The organism is Colwellia sp. KS18-150 (genome assembly GCF_057551365.1).
Genome location: NZ_BAAJMC010000004.1, coordinates 270604 through 284114, shown reverse-complemented (window position 1 = coordinate 284114; position 13511 = coordinate 270604). Strand labels below are relative to the sequence as shown.

At 36.7% G+C, this 13511-nt stretch carries 16 protein-coding genes; 4 read left to right on the top strand and 12 right to left on the bottom strand.

All coding sequences use genetic code 11. The features are described from left to right. The first annotated feature begins 208 nt into the window (after positions 1–208). The gene (locus AC27IF_RS08715) at positions 209–418 is read left to right on the top strand and encodes a hypothetical protein (protein ID WP_487053686.1); all 210 of its coding nucleotides are present in this window, start codon (positions 209–211) and stop codon (positions 416–418) included. Positions 419–777: 359 nt separating this feature from the next. Here the strand turns inward: AC27IF_RS08715 and AC27IF_RS08710 are convergent, their stop codons facing one another. The 6 genes from AC27IF_RS08710 to AC27IF_RS08685 all read right to left on the bottom strand — a co-directional run bounded on the left by AC27IF_RS08710 (position 778) and on the right by AC27IF_RS08685 (position 4615). Next, positions 778–1341, bottom strand: coding sequence for an SOS response-associated peptidase (locus AC27IF_RS08710; RefSeq protein ID WP_487053685.1), 564 nt, complete (start codon positions 1339–1341; stop codon positions 778–780). A 3-nt stretch (positions 1342–1344) separates the two neighbouring features. Beyond that, complete coding sequence (locus AC27IF_RS08705) at positions 1345–1662, bottom strand: DUF2956 domain-containing protein (RefSeq protein WP_487053684.1); 318 nt, start codon at positions 1660–1662, stop codon at positions 1345–1347. A 79-nt stretch (positions 1663–1741) separates the two neighbouring features. Further along, positions 1742–2236, bottom strand: coding sequence for a hypothetical protein (locus AC27IF_RS08700; RefSeq protein ID WP_487053683.1), 495 nt, complete (start codon positions 2234–2236; stop codon positions 1742–1744). 115 nt (positions 2237–2351) lie between these two features. Beyond that, positions 2352–3272 (bottom strand): hypothetical protein, encoded by a 921-nt coding sequence (locus AC27IF_RS08695; protein WP_487053681.1) that lies wholly within the window; start codon positions 3270–3272, stop codon positions 2352–2354. Between the two features lie 258 nt (positions 3273–3530). After that, entirely contained in the window at positions 3531–4055 is a 525-nt protein-coding gene (locus AC27IF_RS08690) for a peroxiredoxin family protein (protein ID WP_487053680.1), read from the bottom strand. A gap of 23 nt (positions 4056–4078) precedes the next feature. Next, positions 4079–4615, bottom strand: coding sequence for a DUF924 family protein (locus AC27IF_RS08685; RefSeq protein ID WP_487053679.1), 537 nt, complete (start codon positions 4613–4615; stop codon positions 4079–4081). A gap of 436 nt (positions 4616–5051) precedes the next feature. Between AC27IF_RS08685 and AC27IF_RS08680 the strand changes: the two genes are divergently transcribed. After that, on the top strand, positions 5052–5474 hold the full coding sequence (locus AC27IF_RS08680) for a type II toxin-antitoxin system HicB family antitoxin (protein WP_487053678.1): 423 nt from the start codon (positions 5052–5054) through the stop codon (positions 5472–5474). Positions 5475–5482: 8 nt separating this feature from the next. On the opposite strand, the gene bioD is transcribed toward AC27IF_RS08680, so the two are convergent. Genes bioD through bioB form a run of 4 tightly spaced genes read right to left on the bottom strand, consistent with a single transcriptional unit; the run spans position 5483 to position 9277 of the window. Continuing rightward, positions 5483–6193, bottom strand: a complete 711-nt coding sequence (gene bioD / locus AC27IF_RS08675; protein WP_487053677.1) for a dethiobiotin synthase — start codon at positions 6191–6193, stop codon at positions 5483–5485. 11 nt (positions 6194–6204) lie between these two features. Beyond that, the gene (gene bioC, locus AC27IF_RS08670) at positions 6205–7002 is read right to left on the bottom strand and encodes a malonyl-ACP O-methyltransferase BioC (RefSeq protein ID WP_487053675.1); all 798 of its coding nucleotides are present in this window, start codon (positions 7000–7002) and stop codon (positions 6205–6207) included. Positions 7003–7019: 17 nt separating this feature from the next. Next, positions 7020–8183 carry an aminotransferase class I/II-fold pyridoxal phosphate-dependent enzyme gene (locus tag AC27IF_RS08665; RefSeq protein ID WP_487053673.1) on the bottom strand — a complete coding sequence of 388 codons (1164 nt, stop codon included), beginning with the start codon at positions 8181–8183 and terminating at the stop codon, positions 7020–7022. An 8-nt stretch (positions 8184–8191) separates the two neighbouring features. Further along, positions 8192–9277 (bottom strand): biotin synthase BioB, encoded by a 1086-nt coding sequence (gene bioB, locus AC27IF_RS08660; RefSeq protein ID WP_487053672.1) that lies wholly within the window; start codon positions 9275–9277, stop codon positions 8192–8194. 88 nt (positions 9278–9365) lie between these two features. On the opposite strand from bioB, the gene bioA reads away from it, so the two are divergent. Next, positions 9366–10670 carry an adenosylmethionine--8-amino-7-oxononanoate transaminase gene (gene bioA, locus AC27IF_RS08655; RefSeq protein ID WP_487053670.1) on the top strand — a complete coding sequence of 435 codons (1305 nt, stop codon included), beginning with the start codon at positions 9366–9368 and terminating at the stop codon, positions 10668–10670. Here the strand turns inward: bioA and AC27IF_RS08650 are convergent. Further along, the gene (locus tag AC27IF_RS08650) at positions 10663–11058 is read right to left on the bottom strand and encodes a hypothetical protein (protein WP_487053668.1); all 396 of its coding nucleotides are present in this window, start codon (positions 11056–11058) and stop codon (positions 10663–10665) included. The two genes, bioA and AC27IF_RS08650, sit on opposite strands and share 8 nt — an antisense overlap. A gap of 159 nt (positions 11059–11217) precedes the next feature. Here AC27IF_RS08650 and asnS point away from each other — a divergent pair, with 159 nt between their 5' ends. Next, a complete protein-coding gene (gene asnS, locus AC27IF_RS08645; RefSeq protein ID WP_487053667.1) occupies positions 11218–12618 on the top strand; it encodes an asparagine--tRNA ligase in 1401 nt (466 codons plus the stop codon). Positions 12619–12776: 158 nt separating this feature from the next. Here the strand turns inward: asnS and AC27IF_RS08640 are convergent, their stop codons facing one another. Beyond that, a complete protein-coding gene (locus AC27IF_RS08640) occupies positions 12777–13316 on the bottom strand; it encodes a nitroreductase family protein (protein WP_487053664.1) in 540 nt (179 codons plus the stop codon). Between the last annotated feature and the right edge of the window lie 195 nt (positions 13317–13511).

Genomic DNA, 13511 nt, shown 5'->3' with positions numbered 1-13511 from the left:
GCCATGTCTTTTTAGGTTGTGTATATCTAGGCATTTTAGCCTCCTCGATGTTATGAGGAGGTGTCCACTAAAACGGGGAACTTCACAGTCCTTTTGAATGCCTTGTTAGGTGACGTTTATTTTCTACTTTTTATTAAGTTTATCAAGTAGATATGGTATAATAAACGTAGAAATAACGCCATTAAATAATGTATCGGAGATCTGGAACATGAAGAAAACAATTAATGTAAACATCAAGAGCTTTTCTATTAAAGTAAAACTAAAAACATCCACTAAGCGACTGAAAAATAAGGATAAAACGAAAGGAAAGGTGATTGGGTGTGATATCGTTAGAGCCGCTTTCAAACAAGTTTTACAAGCGACAAAAAACGCTCTAACGATATCACACCCTTCAACAAAAGTCAATTATCCCGTTTAAATACAACAGTTTAGTTATTTCTCCGATTTATCAATTTTCACCAGTTTACCGAGTCACCTAACAGCTTATTAGACTGGCAAATCCCCTCTTTTCTACAAAGAATTAAACAGCTAATTTTTAATTGATTATTATTAACTTATAGTTTTAATAGTTATATTTCAAGTGTTTATTAATTGCTAATAATGTTCATTGGAGGAAAGTGTGTTTTTTGCACGTTTTCTCCGGTGAAAGCGTGCAAAAAATATTGTAAAGAGTAAGAGGAAGGATAATGGCCTTTTAACCATAAACTTGTGTAACTAAAAATGGTGTTAGATATTTTCAGTTACATATTTTGATATTTTGCAGCAAAGTAATTCGTCTCAACTGGCATGGATCTCAATGGTATTATTGCTCACTGCAGTTAGTAGTGGTGATAATGCATCAAGGTTTGCCTCGAACCATAAATCAATGTCGTCTTCTAAAATAATCACCGGCATACGTTTATGATAGGCTGCACATTTTTCATTTGGCGAGGTGGTTAGCGTCACCAATTGTGTTTGTTCATTGTCATACCAAATACCAGCCATATAAGATGGCTTCATTTGTTGTTGATTGAAGGTATATTTTACTTTCTTATTATTTTCAAGTCGCCATTCATACCAAGCAGAGCATGGCACTAAACATCGTCTATATAAAAATGATTGTCGAAAAGTTGGTTTGCTCGCTACCGTTTCTGCTTGAGCGTTGATGAGTAATCGATTTGACCAATTAGGCTTAATACCCCATTGGGTGTTGAGCTGCTGATATCCTGAGGGCGGTTTAATAATAGTCGCCACCGTTTCACTTGGGCAAAGATTAGCATTTTCATGGCTAGAAAAATCAATATTAAATTTATCAGACACCATTGTGCTTATTGAGCCATTAATTGCTAATCTGCCACACATAATTTACCTGCTTAAATGATATAAAGTCCAAGAGATGAACCCAAGCCAGCTTGCTGCTAATAATATCCAGGGTAATCGATTATTATTTGGGTTAACCACTTCTTCTGATATGTTTTGTGTATTAGCTGATACTTTTAATTTAGCTTTACGTTGCTTATCTCGCTCTCTAGCTTTTACATTTTGCTGTTTTTTATATTCAGCTATGCCCTTTTCTATGCCTTGCGCAATTAGTTTTGTTTGCTCTTTGGTTTGTTTAGGGCGTTGTGTCCCTTTTGCTACTTTAAGTGCTTGCTCTTGTACTTCTTTAGATACTTTATTCATATATCAGGAACTTTTAGCTGCTTTGTCGATTAATTGATTAACAGATAAATTATAAGTTAATAATATTTAACAGGACAAGTTATAAATAAGCATTGTGCCCATGTTCGTTATACCACTGTAGTTTGGTGGCATTATGTAATTTACGAGTTTTACTATGGCATCTGCCATCATAGACTCTGCGAGTTTGATACCATTTTCTAGGTTGTTTACAAACACTATACTGTCCTCGAACATCACTGGAAAACTCTGGTAATAAATCGACTTCTGCGGGGACTTTCATAAATCGCGTATCAGGTAAACTATGATCTCGCTCCTTAGCTGCTTTTTCTTGCCTTAAATTACGTTTGATACTTTGCTCAACACGAAATACTTCATAGGCAATACAATCGTTGAAATCACCGTTTTCTATCGAACAAAACTGTATTAACTGGCTAAATTCATTGTCTGGAATATTCATGGTATTTGGAATTTTCGTTGTTTGGCGTTGTGCATTCATCTCTGCGTATGAAGATGAACTGAACACCAATGAAAAGCTCAGCAATGCTAAGGTAAATTTCCACTGAGTATTGAACATACTTAAATCCTACTAGTGTGTTAAATTGATATATGAAAAAGCTTACATAAATGTAAGCTTTATAATGACGAGGTTTTAGCGTTTTATTTAAGTTAACGCTTATAAGTTAAACAGGTTAAAACTTATAAGAGACGCCTACTTCGAAAACGTTACTGTCGGTGCCAACAATATCTGCAGGTAAGCTGCTTGATTTTATTGTTAAGTCATCTTGACGTTTATAACTTGCATAAGGAACAACTTTGCCAAAACCTAAATACGAGGCTTTTACTTCGTAATTTGAGGATTTACCTTTAAATGAAGCTGGCTCTGTCATTGGTGAAATAGGCGGATAACCATCGTAAGCCACGCCATTTACATCTGAAAATTTATTCTGTGTCCAACTAGCCGATACCACAGCGACATCTGAAAATTGATAGCCTAACGTTAAGCCTAATTCATGGTTAGGTACTGTTTTATCAAAGCCTATTGTGGAATGAGCACTAAATTCTTCAACTTGAAAGGCATCTAGATTAAAAGTGTCTTTGCTTTTCTCATAATTATATTTTGCTGATATAAACACGCCATTGTTGAAATGATACCCAGATTGCAAACCTACTCTCCAAGCGTCGCCCACATTGTATTTAGGATCTCCCCAGGAGGTTGATGGCAAGTCTGGATTAACCGGGAAAGCTTTTGTGCTTAGCGTAAAGTCGCTACTGCGATCTCTAAATATGTAGCTAACTTGTGGCATAACATAAAAATTATCTGTGAAATTATATCGATAAGCCGCTCCGATAGCGGTTTCTTTTATGCCTGAGGTATCACTATTCCAGTCATAAATTGTTTCAGCTCCAATGATAATACCGTTGTTGAGCTTATAATTTGCAGATAGTGTGGTTTCGTTTTTGTCACTTGTGGCTAAATCTATTACTTTAGCTTTTTCCTTATCATTTAAGAATGCAACATCGCCAAATAGACTATCGGTTGAGTTTTTCGCCATAACGGGAAGAGATAAAACGGCACTCGTCGTAAAGGTTACTAATAATAAATTTTTCATAGATATACTCCTTAAAATGAAAGTTATTTGATAATTAGAACAACTTAATACTTTGTTCTAATTAGAAATAACTTCAATCAACAGGACTGGTCGTACCGGCCCTGAAATTCGAAGTCAGTATACCTAGATAAAAATGAGGAACTGTTAGCTGTAGTTAAACTTTGTTGTACAATTGTAATAAAGTTTAACTAAAAGAAGCTTAAGTAACTAGATGAAATCAAAGGATGAAATTTGTAGAAAATCCGTTACTCATTGGTTTTATTTTTTCGAGATATTCAGTGATGTTAAATGATTAACGATATCTTGTGCTGCGGTTTTAGGTTGGATGTCTTCATCAATTTTTATGATCTTTCCATTTTTATCTATATAAAAGGTAACTCGATCAGCGACTTTAAAAAGGTTGAGCACATCATATGCTTTAGCAGTTACTTTGCTTGGGTCACTTAACATTGGAAAGTCTGCACCCGTTTTTTTAGCAAAATCACGGTTATCGTCTAGTGGGTCAACACTCACCATAAAATAACTGACATCAAAAACTCTGATCAAATGCCCCTGCTCTGTTAATGATTTACATTCTATGGTGCAGCCTCGTGTATTAGCCATAGGATACCAAGCTAAAACAACTGCTTGTTTGCCACGATAGTCACTTAATTGATAGTAATCCCCATTTGTCGCTTGTAACTTAAAATCAGGTGCTAACATACCGACTTTAAGATCTGTTGCATTGACATTAAATTGAGTGAGGAGTAAAAAACCTAGTATTAAGTTTATAAGCTTGAACATAACGTTACCTTGTATGATGAATATTAAAATGAAGAGTTAGCTTGGGTAAGAAACGCTAGCTCTTGTGGTGTTGATTGCCGTCCCAGAATGATATTTCTATGAGGGTAGCGACCAAATTGTTCGATGATAGTTAAATGTTTTAATTCGAACTGATAGTTACTTTCAATGCCATTATCTTTGTATAACTTACAGGCTTGATGATGTATCAGCAAAGATTCGCTATGCATAAAAGGCATATAAAGAAAGCTTCGCTCTAGTGCGCTAAGCTCTTGATCAGCTTTTACACTTATTGCTTGTTGCGCTAGAGACAATGCTAAGGGATCTTGACTAAATGCTTCAGGCTTGTCTCTAAACATATTTCTAGAAAACTGATCCAAAATAATAATTTCTGCTAACCGGCCTTTTGCGCAATCACGCCAATGAAATAACTCACACTGCTTAGCTTGTTGATGAACACTTAAAAACTTAGCCGTTATTTTATTATCAAGCTCGGGATCTTTTTGCCACCATTGCTGCGGTGTTAATTCGTCAAACCAAAAATTTAGTACGTCGTTAAACATTATTACTCCAATAGGATCTGTTTCTATTTTATTTAAAACTTTTCAGTACTTGAATACTATTCAGTAACTAGTGTCCTCTTCTTAGTAAATATTTTCAATACGTGAACTTCGTTAGTTAATTTTATCCCGCTAATCTTTATTTTTTACAACTCTAGAGTTACCAAATGCCAATCTATGCACCTGTTAATCTTAGCTAAGGCCTTATCCTACCTAACTTTAAAGAAACAAAAACCAACCTCCATTTTTAATAATCATTACTTAAAGTGTGTATTCACTTCTAACAGAATGGGGTTATCAGGGTTGCCATAACAAACAATCACGGAGTTGTCAGAGTTATATGTAACAACAAACAAAGAGTTATCGGGGTTACCACAATGTTGACCAAGAGAGTTATTAGAGTTATAGTGATGAAATATGCTTTTGAGGATTAAATACGATGAAATACGCAATTGTTTTTGTGAATAAACCCGGCAATGATGGCTATGAAGTTATCGTCCCTGACCTACCCGGTTGTATGGTCAATGTAGTTTCAATTGATTTGGGGTTTGAACAGATCACCAAAAATATTAAATCGCATTTAGCTATTTTGGCTGAGTATGGAGAGAAGATTCCTAATGCATCATCGATAGATAAACATAGAAAAATTTATGCCGATGAAAATCCGCATACCTATGGACAAGCTTTTTGGGCGGTTGTTGATATTGATATAACTGCTTATTTAGGAAAGAGTCATAAAATTAACGTAACCCTACCCGAGCTATTGATAAAGCAAATAGATGATAGAGTAAATAAAAGCTCTGCTTACAAAACACGTTCGGGCTTTATTGCCAGTGCTTGCTTAGCAGAGCTTGAGAAGTAATGCTGTATTTAGCGTAATAAACTAGTGTCTATTTGATCTGCTGCGTGATGAATTTTATCGTGTAGAGACATTGCATCGTCTTGATAGAAATCAAATTGAGCTATTTTGGGTATCGGCAATAAGTGCTCTAATGAGCTAATGTTCTCATCTAGATTACTCATTGTTGATAGTGACGCAGTATTAGCAATCCAAGCTATACAATCTAAACCATCTGCTTTAATAGTTTCATAAGTAAGTAGCGCGTGATTTAAACAGCCTAATTTCATGTTCACCACCAAAATAACTTTCTGTTGTTGGTGTTTAACAAAGTCAGATAAAAATACCTTTTCATCACTCTTTGTATTTAAAGGTAAGCGCCAGCCACCTGCACCTTCAGTAATGGTGATATCTGCGTTACAGTTTTGTACCTTTTCATAACCGAGATTTATGTCTGCTACTGTTATAGACTTCCCTACTTTACTGGCTGCAATATGAGGGGCTATGGGCTCTAAAAATGCTATCGGGTTAATGTCACTGATGCTCTGTTGGCAATTAGCGAACTCGCTTAGTAATTTAGCATCTTCATTTATCAAGACATTGTTAACACGCTGACAGCCAGCAGAGATAGGTTTGTAAACAGCAACTTTATTACCAAGGTTTACTAATGCTTTAGTGAGTGCGCAGGCTACAAAGGTTTTACCTGCGTCAGTATCTGTGGCAGTTATAAAAATATTATTCATAGTGTATTTGATTAGGTATTTAATTTAACAACAAGACCTGAGTACAAGCGGTACGTTGCGGGATATATACCGTTAGGTTCAAGAAAATCCTGATAATGCTCTGTCATTGCAAACCACTTATCTTTTCCAGATAAACCACGGTTACGTTTTTGTGGTAAATGATTCGCACCTAGCCCTTTTAACTCACGCGCTAAATGAATAACGTTTTGATATTCCAATACAATATCTTGGCACTTATGCTCGATAATACTGGCTTTGTCATTATTAAAATATTCGGCTAAATCTTCTTCCGTTTTAAAGTCGATAACATGTTGATCATCATCAACTTGGCGCCAAGATGATTTAAGCTCATGTAATGTTCCATCAACAAGAGTGGTGAAAATAATTAACCCACCTGGTTTTAGTACACGCAACATTTCGTCAATAGCCACATCTAAAGGCTCACACCACTGAATGACTAAATTAGAATAGATAAAATCAATACTATTATCTTGTAGTGGAATTTTATGCGCATCGGCTTCTATCCAGCTAATATTTTTATTACGTGATTCAGCAGAAAAGCGTAGCATCTTTTTAGAGAGATCTAAGCCAATAACCTTCTTATAACTACCTGCTAGTAGATCTGTAAAAAAACCAGTTCCTGAGCCAAGATCTAATACCGTAAGATCATTTCTGTTAGGCAACCAAGGCATTAAATGTTTGCCTGAGAAACGTTGTAAGCGTGCTGACACATCGTAAGAACGACTAGCCGAACCAAACGTTTTGGCAATTTTTTCTCTTTCAACAGTACGTTGTTTATTGATTTCCATTAAAATTTTCTTACACCTTAGCTAGCGCAGTGTTTATTTAAACTTTTTGCTAGTGCTTTGATATTGTTATTGTTATGGTTGGAACATATGGTTACGCGTAACCGAGACGTACCTTTAGCAACCGTTGGTGGACGAATTGCTGTGAGCCAAAACCCATCATTTTTTATTTGTTGACTGACATTAAGCGCTTTTTGTTCATCACCAATAATTATTGCTTGAATTGATGACTGAGAGATAACTACCTTAATGCTAGGATCTAATAATTGAGTTAACAAGTTACTCAGCTCAACTATTTTATCTCTTCGCCATTGTTCAGATTTAATTAATTCAATACTGGCTACTGTTGCCCAAGCTAAAGCAGGAGAAATGGCCGTGGAATAAATATAATGCCGAGCATAATTAATTAAGTAATCATGTACATTTTCATCACAGGCAATAAAAGCACCTGTTGTTGCGATAGCTTTTCCAAAAGTTGCCATGCTTATATTAGTATCAATAATACTTGCACTTCCTTGACCTTGCTCACCGATAACGCCAATACTGTGAGCATCATCAATATATAACCATGCATCATGTAATTTGGCTATGCCCTCTAAGTCAGATAACTTTGCTTGATCGCCATCCATCGAAAAGACACCTTCAGAAGCAATCAGGTTATTCTTTGATGTTGATTTATCCAATAAACTCGATAACTTGCCCATATCATTATGAGCAAACCGTTTAACCGTTGCCTTGCTAGAGAATGCGCCATCTAACATTGAGGCATGTGAAAGCTTATCTAAAAAGAAACTGGTATCTTTTGATTCACCTAAGGCTTGAAACATCGCCATATTAGCAGTGAAACCGCTGGTGAATAATAAACATTTAGGCTTATTCACCCATTGGCATATAGTCTCTTCCAACACTTGATGAGCATAACTAAATCCAGTAACCAAACTAGAAGAGCTACCCGATAAGCCAAATCTATCCACGCCCTCTTGCATTGCTTTATTAATCTTGGGGTGATTATTCAAGCCTAAATAATCATTGGATGAAAAGTTGATATAACTTTTCTCATCAATGATTATTTCAGGCTGTCCATCAACGGCCACATTTTTAGCTGGCTTTATGCATACACGTTGTCGATAACGCGATTGAGATTTTTGCTCTGTTATTCTGTCATGAATAAAATCAAATGCCATAGCAGTTATTAGCGAACAGCGTCGTAAAACAAATCTTTATTTTGCTCATTCACTAAAGCAGTTTTTAACTGTTTTTCTTCAAGTACACTGTCATCTTCGACGGTTTCAGTATTGATACCTAACTTTTGAAATAATTCAGTGTCTTTATCTGTTTCAGGGTTTTCAGTTGTTAATAATTTACAACCGTAAAAAATAGAATTGGCGCCCGCTAAAAAGCATAACGATTGCATTTGTTCATTCATTTCTGAACGACCCGCAGATAAACGCACATGTGATTTTGGCATCATGATACGCGCAACAGCGATACAACGGATAAAATCAAAACTTTCTAAATCATCAACATCGGCTAATGGCGTACCTTCAACTTTAACTAACATGTTAATTGGTACACTTTCTGGCTGTTTTGGTAAGTTGGCTAATTGAATTAATAATGACGCTCTATCAACCGCTTTTTCGCCAAGGCCTACAATACCACCACTACATACTTTCATTCCGGCACTTCTTACGTGGTCTATGGTATCAAGTCTGTCTTGGTAGGTACGAGTTGTGATAATTTGATTGTAATGCTCAGGTGAGGTATCAAGGTTATGATTATAATAATCAAGACCGGCTTCTTGTAATTGCCCTGCTTGATCTTCAGATAACATGCCTAAAGTCATACATGATTCCATACCCAGTGCTTTAACACCTTTGATCATATCTAAAACAATTGGCATATCACGCTCTTTAGGATTACGCCAAGCAGCGCCCATACAAAAACGCGTAGAGCCCATCGCTTTCGCTTTCTGAGCGGCTTCTAATACTTTCTCAACTTCAAGTAAACGTTCTTTTTCTAAATCTGTTTTATTACGAGCACTTTGCGAGCAATATTTACAGTCTTCTGGACATGCCCCCGTTTTAATCGACAATAACGTACTTACTTGTACTTCATTAGCATTAAAGTGCTGTCTATGAACTGTTTGTGCCTCAAACATAAGATCATTAAAAGGCATAGCGAACAAAGCTTCAACTTGCGCTATAGTCCAATCATGACGAACTGGTGAGTGTTGTTTCGCTTCATTATTAACGGTTACGGATTCTACTGACAAGGACATAATTACTCGTTTGCATCTAACTAAATTAACGGGTAGTCTAGCCATCCTAAACGTATTGTCAACAACAGAACCCCTCTAAAGTTAACAAATGAACAAAAAATACACTGAATTAATTGAGTTTGATAAAAAACATGTATGGCACCCTTATACGTCGATGTCATCCCCCTTACCTTCTTATTTAGTTGAAAGTGCTGAAGGCGTCTACATAAAACTGGCGACTGGTGAAAACCTAATAGACGGTATGTCATCATGGTGGTCTGTACTTCATGGTTATAATCACCCAAAATTAAATGCAGCATTAATAGAGCAATCGACAAAAATGTCGCATGTAATGTTTGGAGGGTTGACTCATCAAAGTGCCATAGATTTATGTGAGAAACTTGTTCGATTAACACCACAAGGGTTAGACAAGGTCTTTCTTTCTGATTCTGGCTCAGTCAGTGTCGAAGTGGCAATGAAAATGGCATTGCAATATTGGCAAAGTAAATCAAAAGACTTTAAGAATAAAACTAAAATAATGACCGTTCGTAATGGCTATCACGGTGATACCTTTGCAGCTATGTCGGTATGTGATCCTGTAACAGGCATGCATCAAGTGTTCGAGAAAGTCTTAATGCAAAGCTATTTTGCTCCTGCGCCTAGTGTTGGCTTTTATCAGCAATGGCAAGAGCAAGACACAAACGAACTCAGTGAGCTTTTTGCTGAGCACCACCAAGAATTAGCAGCCTTTATCATTGAGCCGATAGTACAAGGTACTGGGGGCATGCGCTTTTATCACCTTGAATACCTTAAAGCATGTAGAAAATTATGTGATCAATATAAGGTTTTATTGATTGTTGATGAAATTGCGACAGGTTTTGGCCGCACAGGTAAGTTATTTGCGTGTGAATGGGCTGACATTAGTCCTGATATTATGTGTTTGGGTAAAACACTAACCGGTGGTTACATAACATTAGCAGCTACACTGTGTACTAATGAGATAGCTAACACCATTAGTGAAGGTGAAGCAGGCTGTTTTATGCATGGTCCCACGTTTATGGGGAACGCTTTGGCATGTTCGGTTGCTAATGCTAGCATTGAATTGTTATTTGAAAATAACTGGCAAAAACAAGTGAGTACTATTGAAGAGCAATTAATGGAACTGCTTACTCCACTAGCAAGTCATCCTCGTGTTAAAGATGCCCGTGTTTTAGGCACCATTGGCGCAGTAGAGTGTTTAGAAAATGTCAATGTAGCACAGATACAAAAGCGCTTTGTTGAGCTCGGCGTGTGGATACGTCCATTTGGCAAGCTTATCTATATTATTCCACCACTGATTATTAATCATGAGCAGCTAACAACATTAGTAACCGCTATTGCAACGGTATTAAATGAAGATGATTGTTTTAATTAATGAGTTTTTTTACCGACAGTACATGCTCAACAATAACACTAAGCCAAATTAGGTTCATGATCAGTAATATATATAAGTGGTAATATGGATTATCACTATTACGGCGATTACGATATTTATTGATCAACTGGGCAGCATAGCTACCAGCAGCACTGCCCCATATAACCAGATACAAATAACCTGTTAAAGGTGTTAGCCAAAAGCGTCTAATTTCAAGGTCGTAATAACGGGCAACCCCATAACTTTTTTCAGGGGCAGCATAAAAGGACATGACAATAGCAAAAAGGAACAAAAACCAGCTTGCGAATGTCATCACTCTTGCTAGATAAAACCAAAAATCAGCAGATTTTCGTCTATCCTTTATTCGCTTTTCTTGAACTCTATTCATCTTACTCCTGATTTTATCGATATTATTATTATTATTTTCATTATTGTGCGCTAATTTAACAAATTTTACTTGTTAAACATAACAGTCACGGTAACATATCAACCCATTTTCTGCGTAAAAGCAAATTTCAAAGAATTAGATATTAAAAGAGGTCATTCAATGTCAGTTATAGCGATTACTGATGTATTAGCGGGTAAATACCCTGTTGATGAAACTATAACCCTACATGGTTGGATTAGAACACGCCGCGACTCTAAAGCAGGCATTTCTTTTTTAGCGATACACGATGGTTCGTGCTTCGATGCCATTCAAGCAATTGTGCCTAATGATCTCGATAATTATCAAGAAGACGTACTTAAACTTACCACAGGTGCTTCGGTAAAAGTTACCGGTATCTTAGTAGAGTCTCCTGGTAAAGGTCAGTCTTTCGAAATTCAAGCTACAGCTGTTGAAGTACTTGGTTTGGTTGAAGACCCTGATACTTACCCAATGGCAGCTAAACGCCATAGTATTGAATTTTTACGTGAGCAAGCACATTTACGTGCTCGTACAAACATTGGCGGCGCTGTGACTCGTGTAAGAAACTGTTTAGCACAAGCCATCCATCGTTTCTTACATTCAAAAGGTTACTTTTGGATTAGCACACCATTAATCACAGGTAGTGATTGTGAAGGTGCTGGTGAGATGTTCCGTGTCAGTACTTTAGATATGGAAAACTTACCACGTGATGACAGTGGCAAAGTGGATTACAAGCAAGACTTCTTTGGTAAAGAAACCTTTTTAACCGTTTCTGGCCAACTTAACGTTGAAACTTATTGTAACGCGTTATCAAAAGTTTATACCTTTGGCCCAACATTTAGAGCTGAAAACTCTAATACTTCTCGTCACTTAGCTGAATTTTGGATGGTAGAGCCAGAAATTGCTTTTGCAGACTTAGCTGATGCTGCCGATTTAGCCGAAGAAATGTTGAAGTATGTACTTAAAGCAGTATTAGAAGAGCGTGCAGATGATATTGCCTTCTTCCAACAACGTGTCGATAAAACCGTTATTGATAGATTGAACTCTGTGATTGAAACTGACTTTGTTCGTTTAGATTACACTGATGCTATTACCATATTAGAAAACTGTGGCAAGAAATTTGAAAATCCAGTTTCTTGGGGGGTTGATTTAAACTCTGAGCATGAACGTTTTCTTGCTGAAGAGCACTTTAATGGTCCTGTAGTTCTACAAAATTACCCGAAAGATATTAAATCTTTTTACATGCGTTTAAACGACGACGGTAAAACAGTCGCAGCTATGGATATTTTAGCACCAGGTATTGGTGAAATCATCGGTGGTAGTCAACGTGAAGAACGCCTTGATGTGCTAGATAACCGCTTAGAAGAAATGGGCTTGGATACTGCTGATTACAGTTGGTACCGTGACTTACGTCGTTACGGCACAGTACCTCATTCTGGATTTGGTTTAGGTTTCGAACGCTTAGTCGCTTATGCTACTGGTATGCAAAACGTTCGTGATGTGATCCCTTTCCCAAGAACACCTAATAACGCTGCTTTTTAATTATCATCATTTGATATGAGTAAAAAATAGTGAAAATAAAAAAAGCCTTTAATTAGGCTTTTTTTTCGCTAAAAATTCTCTTGGCAACTAAAATATCAACCTTTGTTTTAGTATTGCACCTGTAGTCCTAAGTGACTATATCTTTATGTCGATTGCTATTACTGCCAATAGCTCACTTTACCTTCAATACTTTTTGCCGGCTTTACCGGTAACTTTTTACTTTCAGTCCCTATATATAAAAAGCCCGTGATCTCATTATCGTTACTAATACCTAAGCCTTTTTTAACTGCTTCGTTATAAGCCAACTCTCCTGTACGCCACATTGCACCATAACCTAAAGCAACTGCAGCCATTTGCATAGCATGGGCACAACAGCCAGCGGTAATTAATTGCTCTTGCTGAGGTACTTTTTCATGACTGACAAATGCAGTACTAACCACAATGATCATGGGTGCTCTAAAGGGCATTTTTGCTATTTTCTCTAAATTAGCACCTGCATCGCTACTATTCACAAAAAGCTCACTTAACCGTACTAAGCCCTCGCCTGTTACCACAGTGAAATTCCAAGGTTGTAAACAAGCATGATCAGGAACGCGGATGCCGGCAGCTAAAATACTATCCAGATGTGATGAATTTGGCGCTGGCTCTGTGAGTAATGGATTAGATTGTCGTTGTAAGAGAAAATCAATATTAGTCATTAATGGTAATCTTCAGTTTATTGTTAATGGCTGTAGTGTATACCTAAAGTTACTTTCAATACACACAGATATTTTAACTTGTAATTAAAGATCGCTTGACTTAATTATGCTGCAACGCCAGTATAGATAATTATCGAACAATTAATTACAAACTAACAAAAAGTAATGAAACGTACCCCGAACCTCAAACGAACA